This window comes from Streptomyces caniscabiei, from assembly GCF_014930365.1.
Taxonomy (GTDB): Bacteria; Actinomycetota; Actinomycetes; order Streptomycetales; family Streptomycetaceae; genus Streptomyces; species Streptomyces caniscabiei.
This window is the reverse complement of record NZ_JABXWI010000008.1, coordinates 413409-436864: the sequence shown is the minus strand read 5'-3', so window position 1 is coordinate 436864 and position 23456 is coordinate 413409. Positions and strand designations below refer to the sequence as shown.

The window sequence follows — 23456 nt, the reverse complement described above, 5'->3', positions numbered from 1 at the left end:
TAATATGCATGTTTTTCCTGGCACTTCGCCCACCTCACCGGAGGGGCGGGTGAGGTGGGCGAGACTCGTCGGCAGGGGTCAGCGGGCGCGGTTCCCGGACGACGCCAGGTCGAGCGCGATGTCGACGATCATGTCCTCCTGACCGCCGACGAGCCCCCGGCGGCCCACCTCCAGGAGCAGTGCGCGGGCGTCGACCCCGTAGCGACCGGCGGCCGCCTCGGCGTGGCGCAGGAACGAGGAGTACGCGCCCGCGTAGCCGAGGGTCAGGGTCTCCCGGTCGACCTGCACCGGACGGTCCCGCAGGGGCCGTACCAGGTCGTCGGCGGCGTCCTGGAGCGCGAACAGATCGCAGCCGTGCTTCCAGTCCTGGAGGTTCGCGACCGCGACGAACGCCTCGATCGGGCAGTTGCCGGCGCCGGCGCCCTGGCCCGCGAGGGACGCGTCGACCCGGGTGACGCCCTCCTCCACGGCGACCACGCTGTTGGCGACGGAGAGGGAGAGGTTCTCGTGAGCGTGGATGCCGATCTCGGTGGCCGGGTCCAGCGTGTCGCGGTAGGCGCGGACGCGTTCGCGCACACCGTTCATGGTGAGCCGCCCGCCGGAGTCGGTGACGTACACGCAGTGCGCCCCGTAGGACTCCATCAGCCGTGCCTGCGCGGCGAGTTCGGCGGCCGGGGCCATATGACTCATCATCAGGAACCCGGCGACGTCCATGCCGAGGTCACGGGCCTTGGCGATGTGCTGTGCGGCGATGTCGGCCTCGGTGCAGTGGGTGGCGACGCGCACCGAGCGGACACCGAGGGCGTGGGCGCGTTCCAGTTCGGCGATGGTGCCGATGCCGGGGAGGAGGAGCGTGGTGAGGACGGCGTCGGTGAGGTGCTCGGCCGCCGCCTCGATCCACTCCCAGTCGGTGTGGCTGCCCGGCCCGTAGTTGACCGAGCCGCCGGCCAGTCCGTCGCCGTGGGCGACCTCGATGGCGTCGACCCCGGCTGCGTCGAGCGCGGCGACGATGCGTCCCACGTCGACGGGGTCGACGCGGTGCCGGACGGCGTGCATCCCGTCCCGCAGGGTGACGTCCTGGATGTACAGCTTCCGCGTCATGGGCGGTCCTCCGGGAGAGCGGCGTCGCGGCGGGCCATCGACTCGGCGACCCGCAGGGCGGCGGACGTCATGATGTCGAGGTTGCCGGCGTAGGCGGGCAGGTAGTGGGCGGCGCCCTCGACCTCGAGGAACACCGACACCCGGGTGCGCACCGGCCCCGCGCCCGGCGGCACCAGGGTGTGCACCGGTTCGGTGCTGTCCACGGGGGTGAACTGCACCTCCTGCTTGAGGCGGTAGCCGGGGACGTACCGGGCGACCCGGTCGATCATGGCCTCGACCGACGCGCGTACGGCGTCGTGGTCGGCGTCCCCGATGAGGCAGAACACCGTGTCCCGCATGATGAGCGGGGGTTCCGCCGGGTTGAGGACGATGATCGCCTTGCCCCGGGCGGCGCCGCCGACGGACTCGATCGCGTGGGACGTGGTCTCGGTGAACTCGTCGATGTTGGCGCGGGTTCCCGGTCCCGCCGACCTGGAGGCGATGGAGGCGACGATCTCCGCGTAGGGGACCGGTGTCACGGCCGAGACCGCCGCGACCACGGGGATGGTGGCCTGGCCGCCGCACGTCACCATGTTCACGTTCATGGCGTCCAGCCGGGCGTCCCCGTTGACCGGCGGCACGACGAACGGGCCGATCGCGGCGGGGGTGAGGTCGATGAGCCGCTTGCCGTACGGTGCCAGCCGAGCGGCGTTGGCGACGTGGGCCTTGGCCGAGGTCGCGTCGAAGACGATGTCGATGTCGTCGAAGCCGGGCAGCGCGATCAGCCCGTCGACTCCCTCGTGGGTGGTGGGTACGTTCAGCCGGGCGGCGCGGGCGAGCCCGTCGGAGGCCGGGTCGATGCCGACCATGGCGCTCATCTCCAGCGTGTCCGACAGCCGCAGGACCTTGATCATCAGGTCGGTGCCGATGTTGCCGGACCCGATGACGGCGACCTTGGTTCGTTTCACGCGTCCTCCTCCTGGGACTCCTCGGGCCGGTGCGGCCCCTCCGGCCGCGCGGAGAACACGGCGGTGACCGTGCCCAGCGAGCTGATCTCGGCGCGCATCCGGGTGCCGGGCGTCACCGGCACCATCGGCCCCAGCGCGCCCGACAGGACGACCTGCCCGGCCCGCAGCGGAAGGCCGTACTCCCTGGCCGTGCGCGCCAGCCAGGCCAGCGCGTTCAACGGGTCGCCGAGACAGGCGGCGCCGGCGCCCTCGGAGACCGGCTCGTCCCCGGCGTACATGCGCATGGTGGTCTCGCGCGGCTCGAACTCCGCCAGCGTGACCCGGCGTTCCCCGAGGACGAACAGGCCGCTGGAGGCGTTGTCCGCGATGGTGTCGGTGAGCCGGATGTCCCAGTCGGCGATGCGGCTGTCGACGATCTCGATCGCCGCGACGGCGTACTCCACAGCGCCTCGGACGCGGGCGTCGTCGAGGTCCCCGTCCGCCAGGTCCTCCCCCAGCACGAAGGCGATCTCGGCCTCGGCCTTCGGCTGCGACAGCCGCTCCGAGGGGACCTCCGACAGGGCCGAGACGTCCATGTCGGCGAAGAGCATCCCGAAGTCGGGCTGGTCGACTCCGAGTTGTCTCTGCACGGCCGGAGAGGTGAGCCCGATCTTGCGGCCGACGACGACCGCGCCCGCGGCCAGTCTGCGCCGCGTCAGCTCCTGCTGCACGGCGTAGGCGACAGCGATGTCACGCTCGCCCAGCAGATCGCGCACCGGGGCGACGGGCCGTCCTTCCGTCACCGCGGCGGTCAGCCGCGCGACGGCGCGCTCCACGGCGTACGTGTCGACGGACATGGCCGTCACCGTCCCTTCGCGGTGGCCACGGCGAAGCCGGCGATCCAGGCGGGGACCGCTTCGTAGAAGCGGGACGTCAGGTCGTAGGGCCCGGTGGCGGCGAGGGAGGCGAAGGCGGCGATCCAGGTGCGGACCTCGTGGGCGGAGTTGCCGCCCTCCGCGGCCATGCCCTCGACGGTCCAGGTGTCGAACTCGGCCAGCTCGCCCTTCTCCACGTGGTCGAGGAAACGGTTGTCCCAGGCGGGGTTGATCGGGATCATCGCGGTCGAGCCGGCGGCGTAGTCGCGACCCGCCCGGACGACCCGCTGCTCGCCCTTGGCGCGCTGCTCGGGCGTGGGCGGACGGCCCTCGATGAGGGCGTCGGCGACCCTGGGCGGCGCACCGTCCAGGACGGGCACCGGCGGGTCGTGGGAGAGACCGCCGGAGGCCAGGAACAGGACCCTGCGGTCGAGTTCGGCGGCGGCACGCCCGATCGCGGTGCCGAGCGCCCGGACCCGGGCGACCGGCCCGAGGGGAGTGGCCACACCGTTGACGAACACCGGCACCACCGGAACCTTGTCGATTCCGCCGAAGAGGACCTCCAGGGGCTGCGCGAAGCCGTGGTCGACGGTCATCCGGGCGGAGACGGTCAGATCGACACCCCGGTCGAGCACGCCCCGGGCCAGCGCCTTCGCCGCGTCGGTGTCGACCGACAGCGGGCCCGCCTGCGTGCCGAAGTCGCCCACCGCGTGCGCCTCGGTGGCCAGGCAGAAGGGCGGCATCTCCTTGTAGAAGAAGCCGTTGTAGTGGTCGGGCGCGTAGAGGACGACCAGGTCCGGATCGTGGGCGCGGATGAACTGCCGGGCGCCCTCGACGGCCCGGTCGACCCGGGCGACGACCTCGGGGTCGGGGTCGTTCTTGCCGATGAGGGGCGAGTGGGACAGCCCGACGGCTGCTGCGGTCATGGTGCTTCCTTACTTCTGCGGGGTGCGGGGGCGGGCCGAGCCCGGCGGGTGGACGACGAGCTTTCCGGTGAGACCACCGTCGATCATGAGCTGGAAGCCCTTGTGGATCTCGGCGAGCGGCAGGGTCCGGTCGATGACCGGCCGGACCCCGGTGGCCTCCATCAGCCGCAGCAGCGCGAGCAGTTCGGCGCGGGTGCCGCCGGTGGAACCGAGGACGCGCTGCTGGAGATAGAAGATCCGCCCGAGGTCGGCGGGCGGGTTCATCCCGCTGGTCGCGCCGGCGATGACGACCGTGCCGCCGGGGCGGAGCGACTTCAGCGAGTGCGACCAGGTCGCCTCGCCGACCGTCTCGATCACCACGTCCACCCGTTCGGGCAGTCGTTCGCCCGGGGCCACGGCGGCGCGGGCGCCCCAGGAGACGGCCTCGGCGCGTTTGTCCGCGCTCCGGCTGGTGGCGTAGACGACGGCACCGGCGGCCAGCGCGAGCCTGATGGCCGCGGAGGCGACACCACCGCCCGCGCCCTGCACGAGCACCCGGTCGCCGGCGGTGATCCGGGCCTGGGTGAACAGCATGCGGTAGGCCGTGGTCCAGGCGACCGGCAGACAGGCGGCCTCGTCGAAGGAGAGCCAGGACGGCTTCGGGACGAGGTTGCGGGCGGGAACGGTCAGATACTCCGCGAACGCCCCGTCGTGCCGCTCGGACAGCAGGGCGCGACCGGGGTCCAGCGTCTCGTCGCCCCGGCCCGCGTCCGGGTCGCCGAGCACGGGGTGGACGATGACCTCGTTGCCGTCGTCGTCGTAGCCGGCCGCGTCGCAGCCGAGGACGATCGGCAGCCGGTCGGGGGGATGCCCCACGCCTCTCAGCGTCCACACGTCGTGCATGTTCAGCGAGGAGGCCACCACGCGGACGCGTGACCATCCGGGGCGCGGGGTCGGCTCGGGGACATCGCGCAGCACCAGCCCCGACAGCGGGTCGGCGGCGCTCTGGGAGATTGCGGTTGCGGCAAGCACGCGGCCACGGTCGCGCCGACCTGCCGTCCTCCCCTAGCCCGTGTGCCGCTGGGCAGCACGGGGTGCGTGTACGCACCAGCGATGTGCGGGCGCACACCACCGCCGCGCCGTGAGCCGGGTGTGTCCCGGCCCGCGACACGGCGGTGGTGTGGAAGCCCGCTCGGTCGGCCCCCGCCTAGGGGGTGTTTCGAAAGTCCCGCACAGCACCCGCGGCGCCCGGCACGCTCCCCCACTCTCGGCTTCGCTCGAGCGGGAGGGGCCCCCACCGCCGCACCGGCCAAAAGCCCAAGTACGTCCAGTACGAGGGCTTTCGTCCGGCACGCCGAGAGCACGCACCGGACGCCGCGGGCACCGCACAGGACTTTCGAAACACCCCCTAGTGCGGCATGTCGTCGAGGGCCGTGGACAGTTCGGTGAGGGCGGGCGGTTCGGCGGCGAACAGGACGACGGAACCGCCGGGCAGATCCGCCTCGGTGACCCTGCGGAAGCCCCCGGCCGACAGGACGCGCTGGGCGTGGACGTCGTGCTCGCCCGGCGCGGCGATGACACGACGGCAGCGCGCGTCGGCGGCGAAGAGCGCGGGGACGAGGGCGCGCAGCAGGTCGGCGCCGGCCGCCTCGGGCACGCGGCCCGCGCGCCCGGCACGGCCGCCGTGCTCGGTTCCGCCGCCGTCCCCGTCGTCGCCGTCGCCGTCGTCGCCGAGGCGTACGACGAAGTCGTGCGCGCCGAAGGGGTAACAGGCCCGGACCGGGTGGTGCCGGACCCGCTGGAGGTGCACGAGGAACTCCTGGGGATCGCCCCGGTCGCCGTGCGCGGCCGCGTAGCGGCGCGCGGCCGACCGGCGGGAGCCGAGGGGCCCTCCGATCGGTTCTCCGGCCGGTTCGTCGAGCGGTCGCAGGGACCAGCCGTCGCCGACGGCGATCCGCGGCGCGGTGTCGGGAAGTGTGACCACGACTCGTGCTCCCTGGACGGTGGGTCAGGACGTCTGTGTGTTCGACGTGTCCGCTGCGCTCCGCCGCGCCGTCACCCACCGGCGCAGCTCGATCTTGTCCAGCTTGCCGCTGGCGTTGCGGGGCAGCCGGTCGATGTGCATGACGTCGGTGGGCAGCTTGTAGCGGGCCAGATACCGGTCCGCGAACGCCCGTACCTCCTCCACCGTGGGCCGCGTACCGGACTCACAGCTCAGGACGGCCAGGACGGTCTCGCCCCACCTCTCGTCCGGTACCCCGACGACGGCGGCCTCCAGGATGCCCGGGTACTCGGCGAGGACACGTTCCACCTCGGCGGGGTACACGTTCTCGCCGCCGCTGATGATCATGTCCTTGAGGCGGTCCACGATGTAGTAGAAGCCGTCCTTGTCCCGGTGGGCGATGTCCCCGGTGTGGAACCAGCCCATGTCGTCGAAGGCGGCCCGGGTGGCGTCGGGGTTGTCCCAGTACCCGGGGGTCACGTTGGGGCCGCGTACGCAGATCTCGCCCTGGGTGTCGGCCTCGTCGATCGCGGCCCCGGTGGCGGGGTGCGTCAACCGGATCTCGGTGTACGGCATCGCGACGCCGGCCGATCCGGTCTTCTCCAGGGTCAGCCGGGCCGGCAGATAGGTGGCGAAGGGGGCCGTCTCGGTCAGCCCCCAGGCCTGCTGGAGCAGCAGGCCCGCCTCGCCGTAGTCCCGGATCAGCTGCGGCGGGACGGGAGCACCCGCGACGATCGCGGACCGCAGGGAGCCGAGGTCGGCGTCCGCGAAGCCGGGCACACGGGCGAGGGCCGCGTACATGGCCGGGACCGCGAAGAAGGTGTTCACGCGGTGCTCGACGAGGTCCCGCAGGCACTGGGCCGGTTCGAAGGCGCGGCGCAGCACGACGGTGCCGCCGCGCACCAGGGTGCGCAGGGTGAGGGCGTTGAGTCCGCCGATGTGGAAGAGCGGGGCGAGGGCCAGGTTCACGTCGTCGCTGCGGGTGTCCACGACGGCGTCGACGTTGACCGCGTTCCACCACAGGTTGCCGTGGGTGAGCATGACCCCCTTGGGGCGGCCGGTGGTGCCGGAGGTGTACATCAGGGCCGCGAGGTCGTCGTCGTACAGCGCCACGGGTTCCCGTACGGGGCGGTGCGGGCCGCGCAGCGTGGACAGCGGGGTCCAGACGGGCGCGGGCGCCTCCGTCGCCGGGCACTCGGGGTCGGTGTCGACCAGCAGACGGCTGCGGGCGGGTATGTCGTGCAGGATCGACTCCGCCAGTTCGCGGTGGCCCTCCTCGACGACGACGGTGTGGGCGCCGCAGTCGTTGAGGATGTGGCGGACCTCGTCGGCGGCGAGGCGGAAGTTGAGGGGGACGAAGACCGCGCCGAGACGGGCCGCGGCGAAGAGCGTCTCCAGGAAGGTGGCGCTGTTGAGACCGAGGTAGGCGACGCGGTCGCCCCGGCGCAGCCCGTGCTCGGTCAGTCCGGCGGCGAACTCCCCGACCGTGTCGTCGAGTTGTGCCGCGGAGATCTCACGGCCCTCGTACACGACGGCGGTCGGCGTGGGGTGCGGTGCCCGGCGGTGCAGCGCGGCGGCGGGACTGATGTCGACGGCGGCCATGACGGCGGCTCCTTCGATGGCTGTCGGGCGAGACGTTCCTCGCTGCGGGTCACAGGCCCGCGCCGCCGGCGGGGGCGCGGAATCCGCGTACGGCGATGCCGCCGTCGGCGGGGATCACGGCACCGGTGACGGTGCCGCTGTCGGTGCGGGAGGCCAGCAGGACATACGGACCGGTGAAGTCCTCCGGTTCAACGCTGGAGTCGTACAGCGGGATCAGTGGTGGCGGCGTCTCGCCGGAGAGGGCCTGGGCCTCCTCGTTCCTGGCGAAGGACGCGGCGAGTGTGCGGTGGTGCAGGCCGAGGCTCTCGGGGCCGCGCAGTTGGGTGCGCATACCGCCGACGGCGACTCCGTTGACGCGGACGCTCGGTGCCAGTTCGAAGGCGAACTGGCGCAGCAGGCCGAGGCAGGCGTGCTTGCTGGCGGTGTAGAGGGAGCCGCCGCCGTCGGTGTGCAGGGAGGCGTTCGACAGGGTCATCACGATGCTGCCGCGCGTGGCGACCAGCTCGCGCCAGGCGGCCTCCACGGCGAGCGCGTATCCCTTGACGTTGATCGCGAAGATCTCGTCGAAGGCCGCGGCGAGTTCCTTGCCCGACAGGCGGGTCACACTGCGGTGGTAGTCCCAGATACCGGCGTTGGGGACGAGGATGTCGAGTTTGCCGAGCCGTTCGACGGTCGTCTCCACCGCCCGGTGCAGGTCGTCCGGGCTGCGTACGTCGCCGGTGAGGGGCAGTACTCGGTCCCCCAGGTCGCCGGCGGCGCGCACCACCTCCTCCAGTTGCGCGGCCGTGCGGCCGAAGACCGCGACGCGGGCGCCCTCGGCGAGGTAGCGCAGGGCGACGGCGCGGCCGATGCCGGAGCCTCCGCCGGTGATCAGGGCGACGTCGTTCTCCAGCCATCCCCTGCCCATGGCTCAGGCCTCCTCGAGGAAGTCGGTGACCAGGCGTTCGAACGCGGCCCGGCGCTCCAGTTGCACCCAGTGGCCGCAGCCGCCGAACACATGCAGCCGGACGTCACGGATCTGCTTGAGCATCAGCTGTGCGCCGTCGAGGGTGATGGTGCGGTCGTCCCGGCCCCAGAGCAGGAGGGTGGGAGCTTCGATGCGGTGGACGCGCTGCCAGAGCGGGTCCATGCCGTGACGTTTGGCGAAGGCCGCGTTGTAGGCGTGGTAGAAGGCGATGTGGGACTCGTCGAGCGAGGCCTCGTAGCGGGCCTGGGCGGTGTCCGCCCAGCGTTTGGGCTCGGCGGTCATCACGCCGATGAAGTCCCGCATCTTCTTCGGTGTCGGGCCCTCACCGTTGTAGTAGCGGAACATCGCCTTCTGCCCCTCGGTCGGGGTCGGGCCGGAGGGCAGCCAGCCGCCGCCGGGTGCCATCAGCACCAACTTCTCGACCCGCTCGGGGACTTCGAGGGCGGTGGCGATGGCCGCGGCGCCGCCGAGGCTGTTGCCGAGCAGGTGGAAGCGGTCGATGCCGAGGGTGTCGAGGGTCTGCAGCAGCGCGTCGACGGTGATCTCGGTGATGCTGCGGGCGTCGAGGTCCGCCTCGGTGGGCCGGTAACTGCCGCCGAAGCCGGGCTGGTCGGGGAGGACCACGCGGAAGCGGGGGGCGAGGGCGGGCAGGTTCTGGTGGTAGTTGGCGACCGCGCTCGCACCGGGACCGCCGCCGTGCAGCATCACCAGCGTCGGCCCCTCGCCGGTCTCGCTGACCGCGACGGGCCCGAGCGTGGTCCGCACGGTGTGCTCGACGAGCTTCGGCTCTTCGGTCTGGTCTGTGGTCACGACAGGTCTCCCGGTTGTTCGTTCATCCGGTTGTTCGTTCGTCCGGCTGTGCGGCTTTCGGCGAGGCGGCTTCGGCTTCGGCTTCGGCTTCGGGCCAGTCAGTCAGTCAGTCAGAGGAACGTGCTGATGTTCTTGGCGAGCAGGACGTTCTGGTCGAGCAGGATCGTGCGGCGGGCGATCAGCAGCCGTCCGTGGTGCGGGTCGCGGCGCAGCAGGTCGGTGCGTCCGCCGGCGTAGAGGTCGACCTCGCGCTCCAGGCGGTTGCGGTAGCAGAGGAAGGCCGATTCGGCGACGTACTCCCCCGGCTCCTCGGCGGCACGGACCATGACGTTGGTGATCAGGTGCCGGGACCTGGACGGCGGGTCCTCGGCCCAGGCCATGCCCGAGTCGAAGCGGCGGATCCGCCAGGCGAGGCTCGCCCTGGTCTCGTCGAAGATCGCCACCTCGCCGGGCGTCCCGTCGGCCAGCGCCTGCTGGCGCCGCAGCCGGTTGGTGCGCACCGGCGCCCAGTAGTGCAGATCCTCCGTGAAGAGTTCCAGCCAGTCCGCGTAGCGGTGCTGGTCGAGCAGTCGCGCCTCGTGGGCGTACAGCCGCTGCACCTCGAAGTGCAGCCGGACGTCGGCGTCGACGGCCGCTTCCGTCCCGGCGACGGCGGGCTCCGGTGCGTGCGTGGTCATCGGTGGTTCCTCCTGCGGACCTCACTGCGTGTGGGCATTCCAGCGCGGGGCGCGGGGCTCGGGGAGCGTGTGTGCCGGGGGACGGCACAGCTCTGCGGGCGGGGTCATCGCCTGAGCAGGGCTCGTAGGTCGGTGTGCTCGTCGGCCAGCTCCGCGGCGGACAGCGGGACCCCGCGGTCGATGAGGCGCCGGGCGGCCTTGATGTCCCGGGCGCGGTCGACGGCGGCGGCCGCGACCAGGCGGTCTCCGCGCAGGCCGAAGGCGGTGAAGGCACCGCTGTCGGGGTCGCCGCGCAGGACGTGCCGCCCGGCGTCAGCCATGGTGCCGACCGCCTCCAGGCGCGAGCCGTGCCGGTCGGACCAGAACCAGGGCGCGCCCGGGTCCGGCGCCGGGCGGCCGAGGATGCCCAGGGCGGCGGCTTCGCCGTCCCGTTGGGCGGCCTCCCAGTGCTCGTGGCGTACGCGGTGGCCGTCGGGGCGGGCCACGTCGCCGACGGCGAAGACGTTCGGGTGGGACGTGCGCTGCCCGGGGTGGACGACGACGCCGTTGTCGACGCGCAGCCCGGCCGCCTCGGCCGCCTCCGTGGCCGGGCGGATGCCGATGCCGGCCACCAGCAGGTCGGCGGTCAGGGGGCCCTCGTGGCCGGTGAGCTGTACCCGGAGCCCTCGGGGGCCACGATCGACGCTCGTGACCCCGGCGGTGACCACCTCGATGCCCTCGGTGGCGTGCCTGCGGTGCAGCGCGCCCGCGATGTCGCCGCCGACGACCGCGGCCAGCGGCACCGGCACGGGGTCGACGAGGGTGACCCGGCAGCCCAGGGCCACGGCGACGGCGGCGGTCTCGGCGCCGATCAGGCCCGCCCCGACGACGGTCACCCTGGCGCCGGGCAGCAGCCGTTCCCGGAGACGTTCGGCGTCCTCCCAGGTGCGCAGCGTGTGGACGGCCGGGTCGTCGCCGCCGGGCACCGGCAGCGGGCGTGGCGTGCCTCCCGTGGCCAGCACGATCCGGTCGGCCCCGGCGACCGTGCCGTCGGCCAGTTCGACCCCGCCCGAGTGGGGGCGGATCGCGCGGACCCGGGCGCCCTCACGCACCTGGACGCGCTGCTCCTCGTACCACCGTTCGGGCCGCAGCAGGACGTCCGCGCGCCGGGCCTTGCCGAGCAGGACGTCCTTGCTGAGCGGGGGCCTGTCGTACGGCAGGCCTGGCTCGGCGGAGTGCAGGAGCAACTCTCCGTCGTACCCCTGGGCACGCAGCGCGTCGCAGGTGGAGACGGCGGCGGGGCCCGCGCCGACGACGGCGATCCGCCGGAGCCGGGCGGGCGGCGGGCTCATTCGCCGGTCCGCTCGTGGGGCCGGCCGGGGTGGAGCCAGATGCCGTCGTCGCGGACCTCGACGTGGTGGGTGCGCACGGCGACGGTGGCGGGCATGCACTGCGGTTCGCCCGATGTCAGACAGAAGCGGGCGCTGTGCAGCGGGCACTCGACCTCGCCGTCCTCGATCCAGCCCTCGGACAGGGACGCCTGGCCGTGCGAGCAGGTGTCGTCGAGGGCGTAGTAGGCGCCGCCGTCGTGGAAGACGGCGATCGCCTCGCCGTGCCCGCTGGTGTCGGCGGGCACCCTCAGGGCTTCGCCGTCCTCGATGTCGCCGACGGTGGCGACGCGTACGGCGGTGCCGCTCGTGTGGGTGCTCATCAGGTGTCCTTCTCGTGCCAGGCGGGTGTGTTCATCAGGTCGCGCCAGCGCGCGTACAGGCCGCGGGCGGCGCCGTCGGTGTAGAGGCGGCCGGTGGTGCCCGGATGGACGCCGTCCTCGGTCTCCAGGCCCAGGCCCATCTGGTAGTTGAGGGTCATCGAGCCGGAGACGAACCCGTGGGCGGTGGCCTGGCACTCGCTCCAGTTCTCGCCGTCGTCCTGTTCGAAGATGCCGGTGGGCCCGAACGTGCGCAGGTTGTAGAGCCGTTGGGCGTCCTTCACCTCGTCCGGCATCGACCTGTCGACCAGCGTCCAGGCCCAGACCTCCATCCGGTCCGGGCCCTTGGGGTGCCAGACCCGTACGGAGCCGTTGACCGGAAGGTAGGAGAAGTTGGGGAAGACGGTGGCGTGGCCGGTGGTCATCGGCCCTTCCACCCGGGCGTCGCCGAGCCGTTCGCGCAGTGCCTCGTAGTCGTAGTGGGCGTGCACGATCCGGTCGTCGAAGCGGCTCTTGGGGTGGGTCGGGAAGCCGTGTCCGTGCCCGAGCGGGTCGGTGTACTGCCGTCCGGGGGTCTGCACGATCTCCGCCTTGGGCCCCTTGCCGGTCGGCGACATGACCATCAGCGCGGAGGCGTGCGAGATGTTGACGTGGTACCAGTCGGAGGCGAACTGCTCGGCCGCCAGCTTCCAGTTGCCCTCCAGCACCCACTTGTGCACGCCGCCGACGGCCTCGGTGCCCTCCGGGTCGCGGTCGAGCATCGCGTCCATGTACCAGGTCATCCCACCCAGCGCCTCGACGAGCGGCGGCGCGTCGGGGTTCCAGGTGGCGAAGACGAGGCCCTTGTACGAGTCGAGTTGGGCGACCTCGACCAGCCCCCACCGGTCCTGTGCGAAGTGGTCCGGGTAGTCGCCCTGGTTGGGTACGTTGACGAGCTTGCCCGAGGTGTCGTACGACCAGCCGTGGTAGCTGCAGGTGAACGCCTTGGTGGCGCCCGCGTCGGCCCGGCAGAGCCGCATCCCGCGGTGCCGGCAGGCATTGAGGAAGGCCCGCAGCCGCCGGTCCCGCCCCATCGCGACGATGACCGGGTCCTCGCCCATGTAGGTGGTGAAGAAGTCACCGGGCTTGCGGAACTGGCTCTCGTGGGCGAGGAACAGCCAACTCGGGGCGAAGACCCGGCGCAGCTCCTGCTGGTACAGCGCCGGGTCGCTGAAGATCGTGCGGTCGATCAGCCCGTGGTCGGGGTCGACGTAGGCGCTGACGTCCACGGACGGGCGCGGCACCCCGGCGAGCCGGTCCCGGGGCCGTACGGGCGGGGAAGTCATCGCCGGGCCTCCTCGGCACGGGTCGGGACCGGGGCGGAGCGGTCGGGCGCTACGGGTACGGGTGGGCGCGGGGGTGCGGGTGCCGGTGCGTGGACCGGTCGCGCGGACCCGCGGCGCGGGACCGCCGGACCACCCGACTCCCCAGGTCGCGCGGCGCCTGCGTGCCGGGGCGCAGGGGCCGCTGAGCGGAGCGTCGGCGCCGCGGTGTCGAGTCGGTGCATGGGCTCAGCAGACTCCAGGCGTGAAGGCTCGGCCCAGCCGCCGTGCCGTGATGCGGCACGCCGACGCGGTGCGGTCGACGGAACGTCCCCGCCCGTTTACAACCCGCAAAGGGCCCTCTACATTGGACGCGCGTCCATTTTGATGGCTGCATCCGCACAGTTCCGGGAGCCCGCCATGTCAGTTCACTCCCCCACGCCCGACCTCGTCGAGAGTGCCCTCACCGACGCCTCGCTCGCAGATCCCTCCCTCGCCCAGGGTCCGCTCGCGGACGGTCCGCGCGCCCAGGCGCCGACGGCCCCGTCCGATCAGCGGACCGCGGTCGACAAGGCGCTCGTCCTGCTGAAGTCGCTGGCCGAGGAGGACCGGGAGATCGGCGTGAGCGAGTTGGCCCGCCGTACCCGTCTCACCAAGTCGACCGCCTTCCGGCTGTTGGGCATCCTCCAGCGCAACGACCTGGTCGAGCGGGTCGGCAGCGACTACCGGCTGGGCGCCCAGCTCTTCGACATCGGCACCCGGGTCTACGGCCCGACCTCCCTGCTGCTGCGCGAACGACTGCTGCCCCATCTCGCGGACCTGTATGTGCTGACTCAGGAGACCGTTCACCTCGCGGTGCTGCACGACACCGACATCGTGTACGTCAACAAGATCCACGGGCACCGCGCCACCCGCTCCCCCTCGCGCATCGGCGCCCGGCTGCCCGCGTACTGCACCGCCGTCGGCAAGGCCCTGCTGGCCTTCGACCACGATGCCATGGAGGCGGCGGTCGCGGCGGGGCTGCCGAAGCTCACCGACTACACGATCACCGACCCCACCGCCTTCCGCGCCGAGTTGCAGCGCATCCGCCGGGACGGCATCGCGTACGACCGCCAGGAGGCCACCCTCGGCCTCACCTGTGTCGCCGTCCCCGTCATGGGGCCCGCGGGTCGGCCGGTCGCGGCGCTCTCCGTCGCCGGCGCGGACCACCGTTTCGACCGGGCCCGCTTCGCCCCCGCCCTGCGTCGCGTGGCCTACGAGGCGGCGCGTGCGATCAACGCCGCCGCCCGGGCCCAGCGGCAGACACCGTAGGGCGCCGGGGGCACGGCCGCCCGGGGGCGACCCCGTCCTCCGGCCCGGCGGACGAGCGGCTCAGTGCCCGGCGTCGCCGTGGGTCCGCCTCGTGTTCGTGCCCCCGGTGCCGGGCTGCACACGCGGCACGCTCACCACGATGTGCACCAGGCTCTCCTCCTCCAGCGACTCGTACACATGCGGCCGGTCGCCCGGGTAGCGCACGAAGTCACCGGTGCACAGCTCCACCGGGCTGTCCGCCGGGCCGACCCGCACCCGGCCGCTGATCACGTACAGGTGCTCCAACGTGCCCACCGGGTGCGGCTCGGCCGGCCTCCGCGTGCCGTCCCGGTCGGGGGCGACGCGGACGACGTAGTTCTCGATGACACCCGAGCCGTACACATGGTCGAGGGCCCGGGTGGCGAACCCCTCGTGCTCCTTCCAGACGACGTCGGCGCCCCGCTGAACGGTCATCACCTGCTCGCGCTCGGCGACCAGCCGGGTGACCGGCACCCCCAACGCGGTGGCGATCGAGAACAATGTGTCCACGGTGGGGTTGCCGGTGCCCTGTTCCAGGTTCGACAGCGTCTGTTTGGCGAGGCCCGCCTCCCGGGCCAACCCGGCCAGGGACAGGCCCCGCTGCTCTCTGAGACGGCGCACATTGCGCGCGACGACGGCGTTTCCTGAGGACACCCCACCACTGTAAGCGGGGTGCGGCCCTGCTCAGCGTCCGGTGGTGGACCGTTGACCACGCCGTGACATGTGTCCGACGCCGCTCACGCGCGAGGGCGGACCTCGCTGCCCGCGGCGGCCCCGCGTTCCTCCGCGTCCGTGGGCGGACGGACGACGGCATCGGGACGCCCCGCCGGTCCGGGGAGTACGGAGCCCAGCCAGCCGAGGAGGAATCCGGCCGGGATCGCGACGAGCCCCGGATTGCGCAACGGGAACACCGCGAAGTCGAGGTGCGGCAGCAGCGCGGTGGCGCTGCCCGAGACCTGGGGCGAGAGCACCACCAGGGTCACGGAGGTCAGCAGCCCGCCGTAGATGCTCCACGTCGCGCCCCGGGTGGTGAACTTCCTCCAGTACATGCCGTACAGCAGGGCGGGGACGATCGCCGAGGCGGCCACCGCGAACGCCAGGCCGATGAGGAACGAGACGTTGAGGCTGCGCGCGAACACGGCCAGCACTGTGGCGACCGTGCCGACCACCACGGCCGCCGCGCGTGCGACGAACAGTTCGCGCTCCCCCGTCGCCGTGCCCCGGGTGAGGAAGGCGCCGTAGATGTCGTGGGCCAGGGAGGTCGCGGCGGCGAGCGTGACGCCCGCCACGACGGCGAGGACGGTGGCGAAGGCCAGACAGGCGACCACGGTGAGCAGGAGAGAACCACCGATGTCCGCCGCGAGGAGGAGCACCGCCGTGTTGCCGGAGGGATTGTCCGCCGCGATCGTCTGGGTGCCGACGAGCGCCGCCGCCCCGAAGCCGAGCACGAGCGCGGCCAGATAGAACACGACGGTCAGCAGGGCGGCGTACTGGACCGACCGGCGTGCGCCGCTCGGCGTGGGGACGGTGCTGATCCGCATCAGCAGGTGCGGCAGGCCGCCGGCTCCGATCAACAGGGCCAACTGCTCGCTCAGGGAGTCCAGTCGGGTCGATCCGCCGCCCCCGAAACGGAGCCCCGGGCTCAGGAAGTCGTCCCCGTGCCCGCTGCCCTGGGCGGCCGAGCTCAGCAGCGCGCCCGGGTCGAAGTCGAACCTGGCGAGGATCAGCACGGCCAGGCCGACACCGCCGCCGACGAGGAGGACCGCCTTGACCGTCTGGACCAGCGTGGCCGCCCGCATCCCGCCGAGGACGACGTAGAGGACCATCATCGCGCCGAGACCGGCGGACACCGCCCCTTCCATGCCCCGTCCGGCCGAGCCGAGGATCCCCACCGTGAGCGCACTGGCTCCGACGAGTTGGGCGATCAGGTACAGGAGGCAGACGACGAGGGTCGCGACACCCGCCGCGAGGTGCACCGGACGGGACCGCAGCCGCCGCGCGAGGCGGTCGCCGACGGTGAACTCGGTGGTGCTGTGGTACCGCTCCGCCACCAGGAGGAGGATGACGATCCACGAGACGGCCGGGCCGAGCACGGAGAGCGTGCCGTCGTATCCGGTGAGCGCGATCAGGCCGGGGCTGCCCAGGAGCGCCGCCGCGGACATGACGTCGCCGAACAGGGCGACCCCGTTGTGCCCGGGCTTGAGGAGGCCGTCGCTGACGTAGAACTCTGTCACCGTTCCCCGCTGCGGTCCGGCCCACATCACGAGGAACAGGGCGCACACGAGGAAGACGAAGAAGACCGGCAGATCGACGGTGACGCCGGTACCTGTCACGGGTGGTGCTCCCGTCGCTCGCCGGAGGTGAGCGGGCTCTCGACGAGCGGATCGACGGAGGTTCCGCAGTACCGGCCGTACCACTGGACCCATGCCGCGACGGCGAGGAGCTGGACCAGTCCGAGCAGGAGGCCCACGTTCAACGGACCCAGCACCGACACGGTCATGACGCTCTCGGCCGCTCCGCCCAGACAACTGATCGCCAGGTACAGGCCGATGACGGGGGCGGCGACGAGGAAGGCGCGCCGGCGGGCGTCGCGGACCGTGCGGTCCACGCCCACCGACCGGAGGGCCTCGGCCAGGGTGACGCCCGAACACCAGGGCAGGGCGCGGTCGTAGGGGTGGCGGTCGGCCAGGTCCGCGGCGATCCGCAGGGCCCATTCCCGCCGCTCCCGGACGACGGCCGCGGCGTGCGCGGCCTGACCGGCGCTCAACGACTGTCCGTACCAGGTGTACAGGTCGACTGCGCTGCCGTACGACCGGTGGCAGTCGTGGATCGCGCGGCTCAACTCGTCCTCGGAATACAGGCGTTCGTGGTCGAGATGGCTCAGGTAGAGGAGCACGGCGACGAACGGGTCCTGTAAGGAGTCCTGGGCCCGCGGGTACTGCGGTGGCCGAGACGTCGGTCGTGGTCGAGAGGCTGGTCGTGGTCCCGCCGGATCCTGGGGACCTGACTTCTTCCGGGGATTCATGAGCGGCTCTTCGTGTGTCGGATACGTGGATGTCGGGCGCCGGACATCCCACAGCACGCACCCCGAACCTCCTAGCCCGCGTGCCGCCCCCCGGCACGGGAACTTGCCGCACTCACCGGATGCGGTGGGCCTCCCAGAACGGGCCGAGATCCTCGTCCGTGGCCGCCTGTGCGGCCTTCTTGAAGGCGGCCGTGGTGGAGACGCCGTACCAGTGGTCCCGGACGTACCCCTTGAGGAACCGGGCCATGGTGTCGGCGCCGAGCGCGCGTTCCAGGTCGGCCAGGGCGCAGGGGCCCGCCGTGTAGACGAGGTGGTACTCGTCGCGGTGCTCCGACCAGTAGGCCATCGAGTTGGTCAGCGCGGCGCTGTCGCTCGGCCACTGGACGTCCGACCAGCAGTCGCGGGTCTCCCACCCGTAGAAGCGGGCGTTGGCGTACTGGGCGAAGCTCTCGTCCAGCCATGGTGAGGCGTACTCGTCGTTGCCGACGATGCCGTACCACCACTGGTGCGCCAGTTCGTGGACGACGGCGCCGCCCTCCTCGGTCGTGCCGACCAGGACCAGGCCCGGGTACTCCATGCCGCCGCCGAACCCGCCGGTCATCACGAGGTCGATCTCGCCGTACGGGTAGCGGCCGAACTCCGCGCCGAAGCGGTCGATCGCGGCGACGGCGTCCGCGCGGTTGAGGCGCACCCCCTCGGCGGGTGTGTCGCTCGCCCAGTACGACTTCACGCGCACCCCTCCGGGCGTGGTCTCCGTCGCCGTACGGAACGGGCCCGCCGCCCACGCGAAGTCCCGCACCCGGTGCGCGACGCTCAGCGTGACCGTACGGCCGCTGCCGCCGGGGAGGGCGCGGGTGCGACCGGTCGCGGGCACCTTCAGGGCCGACGGGTGGTCGAGACGGACCCGGAAGTCGCTCGCGAGCGCGTGGAAACTCTCGCCGAGTGACACGTACGGGTCGAGGTGCCGGCCCTGGGCGTCGTGCACGGCGAGCACCGGGAGGGCGTTGCCGAGGAAGCGGTGGGCGCCCTCGCGGCCGAAGCGGGCGTTGCGGTCGGGCACGGTGAGGGAGACGTCGAAGGAGAGCGAGGTCCGCTGTCCGTACCCGAGCGGCGTGGTCAGGGCGACGCGCAGGGCCGTGCACCCCACGGTGAGCCGGTCCGGTGTGCCGCCCTCGACGTGCGACACGGTGACGGGCGGAGGCGTGCCGGGCGTGCCGCACCCGTCCTCGCCGTTGCCCCACAGACGCAGGTACACCTCGTGCAGCGGCTGCCGCGAGGCGTTGCGGAACGACACCCGCTGCCGTCCGGTCCAGTGATCGCCGTCGCCGTCGGAGCGCAGGGACACGTCGTGGCGGGCGAGATCGGGTGTCGCGACCCCCTCGGTCCCCCGCCCGGCCGCCGCGCCGGCGTCCCACGCCGCCGGACCGACCACGAGGAGGTGCACCAGCAGGACGAGCAGCACGCTCATCGGACGACGACCGGACTCGGGCGACCACGTGATCGACGGCGACATGCCATCGCATCCTGCCACAACTCGGCCTGGACTGCGCCTACTTGAGACGCGGCTCCGGTGGCGTGCCGCGGCTGCTTGACTCTCCCACCGAGGGAGAGTCGAGAGTGGGGCACATGCACAGGGACGACGTGGCGTCGGCCGCGTGGAGCATCGGGGCCGTGGCGCGGCAGGTCGGGCTGCCGGTGAAGGTGGTTCGGCACTGGTCGGACGTGGGGGTCGTGACGCCGGTCGGCCGGACCTCCGGCGGTTACCGCCGCTATGACGCCGCCGGTGTGGCCAGGCTGCGCCTGGCCCGCACACTGCGGGACCTGGGGATGGGGCTCGGGGAGATCCGGGCCGCCCTGGACCGCGAGGACGGGCTCACGGAGGTGGCGGCCGCGCACGTCGAGGCACTGGAGGCGCAGATCCGTCGTCTGCGGACCCACCAGGCCGTCCTGCGCACCGTCACCCGCCGTACCACCCACGAGGGGCTCGCTCTGATGACCCGCACCGCCCACCTGTCTCCCGACGAACGCCGCGAGCTGGTCCACGACTTCCTCACCGACGCCCTGGGCGATCTGGAGGTGCCCCACTTCCGCGAGGGGCTCCTCGCGGCCGGCTCCGACCTGCCGGACGATCCCACCGACGAGCAGGTCGAGGCCTGGCTGGAGCTGGGCGAACTGGTCGCCGACGGGGACCTGCGTCCCGCCGTGCGGCGCCTCGCGGAGTACGGCGCCCGTCAGGGTCCGGGGGCTCAGGACGCCTCCGCCGCACAGGAGATGCGCGCGCTCACCGACGTCTGGACCGCACGCGTCCGCGAGGCGACGCGGGCCGGTGTAGCGGCGGACTCCCCCGCCGCCGACCGGGCCGTCGCCGACGTCGTCGCCGCCTGGCTGCCCAGCCGCGCGAACACCGACCCCGCCGTGCGCGTGGACGGCACCGGGGCACGTGCGCTGCTGCGCGAGCAGCTCACCGCCGCGGCCGAACCCGCCGTCGAGCGCTTCTGGCAGCTGCTGTGCGTCCTCGGTGGCCGGCCCGCGCCCGCCGGGATCGCGGCGGAAGGGCGGTGGCTGGTCACCGCGTTGCACGCCAACCCCGCGCCGGGTGCGCGCGCCGCCGCGCTCGAAGCACTCTACGCGGACGACACCGACGCCTGGCCCGGCGGTGTCCTGGACGCCTTCGCCCGCGTCCAGGACAGCGTGCGCGCCCTCGTGCGCGCGGCCACGCCGGACCGGTTCGGCCTGCCGACCCCCTGCGAGGGGTGGACCGTACGGGACCTGCTCGACCATCTGGTGTGGGAGAACATCATCTGGGGCGGCCTGGCCCAGGGCACGCCTCCCACCGCCGGCCACGCCGACGACCACCTCGGCGACGACCACGTGGCCGCCTTCGAGACCGCCGCCGCCGCGGCCCGCGCCGCCTTCCGGCAGCCTGGCCTGCTGGAGCGCTCCGTCGGTCCGGCTCCCGGCCGTCGCGTGGTCGAGCAGCTCCTGGTCGAACTGCTGGTGCACGGCTGGGACCTCGCGACCGCCCTCGGCCGCGACCGCGATCCGCACCCCGACATCGCGCGCGCCGCCCTCCCGGTGGTCCGGGAGATCTACGGCGAACTGCCCCGCACCGCCGGTGGATCGATCGCCCCGGAGCGTCCCGTGCCGGAGGACGCCCCGGCGCTCGACCGGGTGGCCGCGTTCCTCGGCCGCCGCATCCCGGCGTAGCGGCACGCTCTCAGGGCAATACAGCTAGTGCCGGTCGGCGGTGACCCGTTCGAGTCCTGCCCGGCCCGCGGGCCCCCAGGCCGGCTTGCCGCCGGGCAGGCCCCGGTCGCCGTTCTGGCCCATGAGCATCAGGAACAGGCACTTCATGGCGGCGAGCCCGCGGGCGCGGCGGACGGTGGCCTCGTCCGCGCGCGCGTACGCGTCGAAGAAGCGTGCCGCGGCGCCTGCGGGAAGGAGGACCCAGGCGGCGGCGAGATCCCATGCCGGATCGCCGGCGAACATGTCGCCGAAGTCGACCACGCCCGTCAGCGTCCCGTCCGAGACGACCACGTTCGCGGGGTGCAGGTCACCGTGGACCCACACCCGCGGGCCCTCCCACTCGGGGGCGGCCACGGCGTCGTCCCAGACGGCCCGGACGTCGGCGGCGAGGTCGCCGGGGTCGACGGCGCGGAAGAACCTCTCGAAGCCGTCCCCGCACTCCTTGGGGTGACCGCCGCGGTCCGAACCCGCCGGCGCGTCGGCGGGCGCCTCCACATGGAGTGCCCTGAGGAAGCCCGCCAGCGTGTCGGCCGCGTGATCACCGCGGCTGATCGAGCCGTGGTCCAACGGCTCGCCCGGCACCCAGGTCATCACGGTCCAGTGCTTGGGAAAGCGCGCGGACGGCTCACCGGCGCGCACCGGGGTCGGCACCGGGAGCGGCAGGCGCGGGGCCAGGAGGGGCAGCCATCGGCGCTCCTTGAGCTGGTGTTCCGGGGTGGGGTCCATGCGCTGCATGCGTACGGCCAACTCGTCCCCGAGCCGCCACATCTGGTTGCCCCAGCCGCCCGCCACCTCGCGGACGGCCAGCCCCGCGAGGTCCGGATGCTGCTCCCGCACCAGCTCGCGGACGAGGTCCGCGGTGATCTCGATCTCGCCTTCGGTCATGCGGCGTCACAGTACGAGATCCTTCAACTCTCTCAATTGACCGGTCAATTGACGTCTTGTACGGTCTTAGGGACGAGGAAACGGTAACCGCCGGTCGGCGGACGCACAGAACGGACTGGTCGGTTGGCCGCGCCGCTGTACGTACGGATCAGACGACAGATCGAGGCGAGGATCCGGACCGGGGAACTGCCTCCCGGCACCCGGTTGCCGACGGAGAAGGATCTCTCCGTCGAGCACGGCGTCAGTCGTGCCACGGCGCAGCGCGTCCTCAACGACCTGGCGCAGGCGGGCCTGGCGATCCGCCGGCGGCGTCACGGCACGTTCGTCGCGGATGTGACGCGGCAGATCGATCTGCTCACCTTCGTCACCCCCGCGACGGCCGCCAAGGGCACACCGGGCCGGCACGAGGTCGTCTCCGCGCGGATCGTCAGGGCCGTCGACGCGGTCCTGGCCCTCCCCGGCGCCGGCGCCGACACGGCCGTGGTGGAACTGGTCCGGCGCAAGCTGAACGTGCGCGAGGAGCCGCAGTCGATCGAGCGGCACGTCGTGCTGTTCGCGGCCGCCCCCGACCTGCTGGACCAGAACCTGGAGGACCTCGTCACCCTCCCGTACCTGCGGAGCAGGGGCGTACCCGTCGACACGATCCGGCTCTACCTCGACCCGGTGGTCCTCGGCGAGGAGGACGCCGCCCTGCTGCACAGCGAGGCCGGGACCCCGGCGCTGATGAGGCGCAGGGAGTTGCGTACCGAGGACGCGAGCACCGTCGAGGTCGTCACGACCCTCGTCCGGCCGGGGACCGCCGAGTTCTTCCTGGAGCTGCCGGTCCCGGCCGTGTGAGCACCAGTCGCCTCCGGAAAGGGGATGCGTGAACCATGAAGGTCATCATCATCGGTGCCGGTGTACTGGGCGTGAGCGTGGCGAGGCACCTCGCCGTGGCCGGCCAGGACGTGCTGCTCCTCGACCGGCGGGGAGCGGGCACCGGCACGAGCGCGACCACCTTCGCCTGGACCAACTCCAGCCGGAAGCCCGACCCGGCCTACCACCGGCTGAACCTCGCCGGCATGGACGAGCACGCCAGGCTCGCCGAGCGGTTGCCCGGTGCGCGGTCCTACTTCCCGAGCGGGGCACTGCACTGGGCGGACGCGGCGAACGAGCAGCGGCTCGCCGACAACGTGGCACGCCTGCGGTCCCTCGGCTACCCCGTGCACTGGGTCACGGCCTCCGAGGCCACGCGGACGGCGGGCGAGCTGCGCGTCCCGGCGACCGTCACGTCCATCGCACACTTCCCGAGCGAGGGGTACGTGCTGCCGGAGCTCTTCGTGCGGAACCTGCTCGCCGACGCCCTCCGGCACGGGGCCACGTACCGGATCGGCGAGGTCGAGGCCGTCGACGACGGGCCGGACGGAGTCGCCGTCACCCTCGTCGGGGGCCAGGTCCATACGGGGGATCGTGTGGTCCTGGCGGCCGGCCGCTGGAGTCAGCGGCTCGCCGTGCGGGCCGGGATCGACGTTCCCATGGTGACCGACACCGGTCGTGGAGCGCAGACCGTCGGCCTCCTCGGCTACGCCTCGTCCCCCGCCCTCGACCTGCGCTGCGTGGTCCACAGCCCGGGCCTCAACCTCCGCCCCGGCGCCGACGGGCATACGGTCCTCCAGGCCCTCGACCTGAACGCCGACGTCGATCCGGCGGACCCTCCGGCCGTCGACGGGGACATCGCGCGCACGCTCACCCGGCGGTTCTCCGCACTGCTGCCCGGCCCCCGCGGGGAACCGGAGATCGAGCTGCGGGTCGGGATCCGGTCGCTGCCCGCGGACGGCCACACCGTCGCCGGCTACGCCTCCGCGCGGTCCCGCGTCTACTGCCTCGTCACGCACAGCGGCGTCACCCTGGCACCGATCCTGGGGCGCCTGGTCGCGGCCGAGCTCACCACCGGTCAGGAACAGAGCCTTCTCGGCTCCTTCCGCCCCACCCGGTTCAGGGACCTGCCTCGCTCGGAGTTCGAGGTGGACCAACGGGCCGTGGGGCTGGGCGAGCAGTAGCCGGCCGCGCCGGGCAGCCGATCCCCGTTCACCCCGCCTTCCCTCCGCGTACAACCCTTTGTGCACGCGGAGGGTCGTA

Annotated in this window: 22 protein-coding genes; 4 read left to right on the top strand and 18 right to left on the bottom strand. The window is 72.8% G+C overall.

The window, feature by feature from the left end; genetic code table 11:
- Window positions 1–78: 78 nt before the first annotated feature.
- The 13 genes from dmpG to HW837_RS24060 all read right to left on the bottom strand — a co-directional run bounded on the left by dmpG (window position 79) and on the right by HW837_RS24060 (window position 12877).
- Entirely contained in the window at window positions 79–1101 is a 1023-nt protein-coding gene (dmpG, locus tag HW837_RS24120) for a 4-hydroxy-2-oxovalerate aldolase (RefSeq protein WP_045555452.1), read from the bottom strand.
- Window positions 1098–2048 (bottom strand): acetaldehyde dehydrogenase (acetylating), encoded by a 951-nt coding sequence (locus HW837_RS24115; RefSeq protein ID WP_093789107.1) that lies wholly within the window; start codon window positions 2046–2048, stop codon window positions 1098–1100. The genes dmpG and HW837_RS24115 overlap by 4 nt, the downstream gene beginning before the upstream one ends.
- The gene (locus tag HW837_RS24110; RefSeq protein ID WP_193380254.1) at window positions 2045–2884 is read right to left on the bottom strand and encodes a 2-keto-4-pentenoate hydratase; all 840 of its coding nucleotides are present in this window, start codon (window positions 2882–2884) and stop codon (window positions 2045–2047) included. Before HW837_RS24110 ends, HW837_RS24115 begins: the two co-directional genes overlap by 4 nt.
- A gap of 5 nt (window positions 2885–2889) precedes the next feature.
- Entirely contained in the window at window positions 2890–3828 is a 939-nt protein-coding gene (locus HW837_RS24105) for a 3-carboxyethylcatechol 2,3-dioxygenase (protein ID WP_045555454.1), read from the bottom strand.
- A gap of 9 nt (window positions 3829–3837) precedes the next feature.
- Window positions 3838–4839, bottom strand: a complete 1002-nt coding sequence (locus HW837_RS24100) for a zinc-binding dehydrogenase (RefSeq protein ID WP_093789104.1) — start codon at window positions 4837–4839, stop codon at window positions 3838–3840.
- Window positions 4840–5215: 376 nt separating this feature from the next.
- Window positions 5216–5791 (bottom strand): hypothetical protein, encoded by a 576-nt coding sequence (locus tag HW837_RS24095; protein WP_093789103.1) that lies wholly within the window; start codon window positions 5789–5791, stop codon window positions 5216–5218.
- 24 nt (window positions 5792–5815) lie between these two features.
- Window positions 5816–7411, bottom strand: a complete 1596-nt coding sequence (locus tag HW837_RS24090) for an acyl-CoA synthetase (RefSeq protein ID WP_093789102.1) — start codon at window positions 7409–7411, stop codon at window positions 5816–5818.
- A gap of 49 nt (window positions 7412–7460) precedes the next feature.
- Window positions 7461–8318, bottom strand: a complete 858-nt coding sequence (locus HW837_RS24085) for an SDR family NAD(P)-dependent oxidoreductase (RefSeq protein WP_045555457.1) — start codon at window positions 8316–8318, stop codon at window positions 7461–7463.
- 3 nt (window positions 8319–8321) lie between these two features.
- Entirely contained in the window at window positions 8322–9188 is an 867-nt protein-coding gene (locus HW837_RS24080) for an alpha/beta fold hydrolase (protein WP_093789101.1), read from the bottom strand.
- A gap of 110 nt (window positions 9189–9298) precedes the next feature.
- Window positions 9299–9865: a 3-phenylpropionate/cinnamic acid dioxygenase subunit beta gene (locus HW837_RS24075; protein WP_045555459.1), complete on the bottom strand. Its 567-nt coding sequence runs from the start codon at window positions 9863–9865 to the stop codon at window positions 9299–9301.
- 104 nt (window positions 9866–9969) lie between these two features.
- Window positions 9970–11196, bottom strand: coding sequence for an NAD(P)/FAD-dependent oxidoreductase (locus HW837_RS24070; protein ID WP_193380253.1), 1227 nt, complete (start codon window positions 11194–11196; stop codon window positions 9970–9972).
- Complete coding sequence (locus HW837_RS24065; protein WP_045555461.1) at window positions 11193–11555, bottom strand: bifunctional 3-phenylpropionate/cinnamic acid dioxygenase ferredoxin subunit; 363 nt, start codon at window positions 11553–11555, stop codon at window positions 11193–11195. Before HW837_RS24065 ends, HW837_RS24070 begins: the two co-directional genes overlap by 4 nt.
- A complete protein-coding gene (locus tag HW837_RS24060; RefSeq protein WP_045555462.1) occupies window positions 11555–12877 on the bottom strand; it encodes an aromatic ring-hydroxylating dioxygenase subunit alpha in 1323 nt (440 codons plus the stop codon). The genes HW837_RS24065 and HW837_RS24060 overlap by 1 nt, the downstream gene beginning before the upstream one ends.
- A 396-nt stretch (window positions 12878–13273) precedes the next feature.
- Between HW837_RS24060 and HW837_RS24055 the strand changes: the two genes are divergently transcribed.
- Window positions 13274–14164, top strand: coding sequence for an IclR family transcriptional regulator (locus HW837_RS24055; RefSeq protein WP_234442403.1), 891 nt, complete (start codon window positions 13274–13276; stop codon window positions 14162–14164).
- 60 nt (window positions 14165–14224) lie between these two features.
- Here HW837_RS24055 and HW837_RS50080 read toward each other — a convergent pair whose 3' ends face one another.
- The 4 genes from HW837_RS50080 to HW837_RS24035 all read right to left on the bottom strand — a co-directional run bounded on the left by HW837_RS50080 (window position 14225) and on the right by HW837_RS24035 (window position 18720).
- Window positions 14225–14836, bottom strand: a complete 612-nt coding sequence (locus tag HW837_RS50080) for a helix-turn-helix domain-containing protein (RefSeq protein ID WP_045555463.1) — start codon at window positions 14834–14836, stop codon at window positions 14225–14227.
- Window positions 14837–14919: 83 nt separating this feature from the next.
- A complete protein-coding gene (locus HW837_RS24045) occupies window positions 14920–16515 on the bottom strand; it encodes a sodium/solute symporter (RefSeq protein WP_193380252.1) in 1596 nt (531 codons plus the stop codon).
- Complete coding sequence (locus tag HW837_RS24040) at window positions 16512–17078, bottom strand: DUF485 domain-containing protein (RefSeq protein WP_234442404.1); 567 nt, start codon at window positions 17076–17078, stop codon at window positions 16512–16514. Before HW837_RS24040 ends, HW837_RS24045 begins: the two co-directional genes overlap by 4 nt.
- Window positions 17079–17319: 241 nt before the next feature.
- Window positions 17320–18720: a M1 family metallopeptidase gene (locus tag HW837_RS24035; RefSeq protein WP_237270314.1), complete on the bottom strand. Its 1401-nt coding sequence runs from the start codon at window positions 18718–18720 to the stop codon at window positions 17320–17322.
- 113 nt (window positions 18721–18833) lie between these two features.
- On the opposite strand from HW837_RS24035, the gene HW837_RS24030 reads away from it, so the two are divergent.
- Entirely contained in the window at window positions 18834–20414 is a 1581-nt protein-coding gene (locus HW837_RS24030; RefSeq protein WP_045555467.1) for a TIGR03086 family metal-binding protein, read from the top strand.
- A gap of 24 nt (window positions 20415–20438) precedes the next feature.
- On the opposite strand, the gene HW837_RS24025 is transcribed toward HW837_RS24030, so the two are convergent.
- Window positions 20439–21338 (bottom strand): aminoglycoside phosphotransferase family protein, encoded by a 900-nt coding sequence (locus tag HW837_RS24025; protein ID WP_093789096.1) that lies wholly within the window; start codon window positions 21336–21338, stop codon window positions 20439–20441.
- Window positions 21339–21461: 123 nt separating this feature from the next.
- Between HW837_RS24025 and HW837_RS24020 the strand changes: the two genes are divergently transcribed.
- Window positions 21462–22175 (top strand): GntR family transcriptional regulator, encoded by a 714-nt coding sequence (locus HW837_RS24020; protein WP_193380251.1) that lies wholly within the window; start codon window positions 21462–21464, stop codon window positions 22173–22175.
- A gap of 35 nt (window positions 22176–22210) precedes the next feature.
- Window positions 22211–23377: an NAD(P)/FAD-dependent oxidoreductase gene (locus tag HW837_RS24015; RefSeq protein ID WP_193380250.1), complete on the top strand. Its 1167-nt coding sequence runs from the start codon at window positions 22211–22213 to the stop codon at window positions 23375–23377.
- Window positions 23378–23456: the final 79 nt, after the last annotated feature.

Bases quoted from the DNA above. Each gene is read 5' to 3' on its own strand.
- dmpG (WP_045555452.1), bottom strand. From the start codon at position 1,101: ATGACGCGGAAGCTGTACATCCAGGACGTCACCCTGCGGGACGGGATG.
- HW837_RS24110 (WP_193380254.1), bottom strand. From the start codon at position 2,884: ATGTCCGTCGACACGTACGCCGTGGAGCGCGCCGTCGCGCGGCTGACC.
- HW837_RS24105 (WP_045555454.1), bottom strand. From the start codon at position 3,828: ATGACCGCAGCAGCCGTCGGGCTGTCCCACTCGCCCCTCATCGGCAAG.
- HW837_RS24090 (WP_093789102.1), bottom strand. From the start codon at position 7,411: ATGGCCGCCGTCGACATCAGTCCCGCCGCCGCGCTGCACCGCCGGGCA.
- HW837_RS24085 (WP_045555457.1), bottom strand. From the start codon at position 8,318: ATGGGCAGGGGATGGCTGGAGAACGACGTCGCCCTGATCACCGGCGGA.
- HW837_RS24075 (WP_045555459.1), bottom strand. From the start codon at position 9,865: ATGACCACGCACGCACCGGAGCCCGCCGTCGCCGGGACGGAAGCGGCC.
- HW837_RS24070 (WP_193380253.1), bottom strand. From the start codon at position 11,196: ATGAGCCCGCCGCCCGCCCGGCTCCGGCGGATCGCCGTCGTCGGCGCG.
- HW837_RS24065 (WP_045555461.1), bottom strand. From the start codon at position 11,555: ATGAGCACCCACACGAGCGGCACCGCCGTACGCGTCGCCACCGTCGGC.
- HW837_RS24060 (WP_045555462.1), bottom strand. From the start codon at position 12,877: ATGACTTCCCCGCCCGTACGGCCCCGGGACCGGCTCGCCGGGGTGCCG.
- HW837_RS24055 (WP_234442403.1), top strand. From the start codon at position 13,274: ATGTCAGTTCACTCCCCCACGCCCGACCTCGTCGAGAGTGCCCTCACC.
- HW837_RS24035 (WP_237270314.1), bottom strand. From the start codon at position 18,720: ATGTCGCCGTCGATCACGTGGTCGCCCGAGTCCGGTCGTCGTCCGATG.
- HW837_RS24030 (WP_045555467.1), top strand. From the start codon at position 18,834: ATGCACAGGGACGACGTGGCGTCGGCCGCGTGGAGCATCGGGGCCGTG.
- HW837_RS24025 (WP_093789096.1), bottom strand. From the start codon at position 21,338: ATGACCGAAGGCGAGATCGAGATCACCGCGGACCTCGTCCGCGAGCTG.
- HW837_RS24015 (WP_193380250.1), top strand. From the start codon at position 22,211: ATGAAGGTCATCATCATCGGTGCCGGTGTACTGGGCGTGAGCGTGGCG.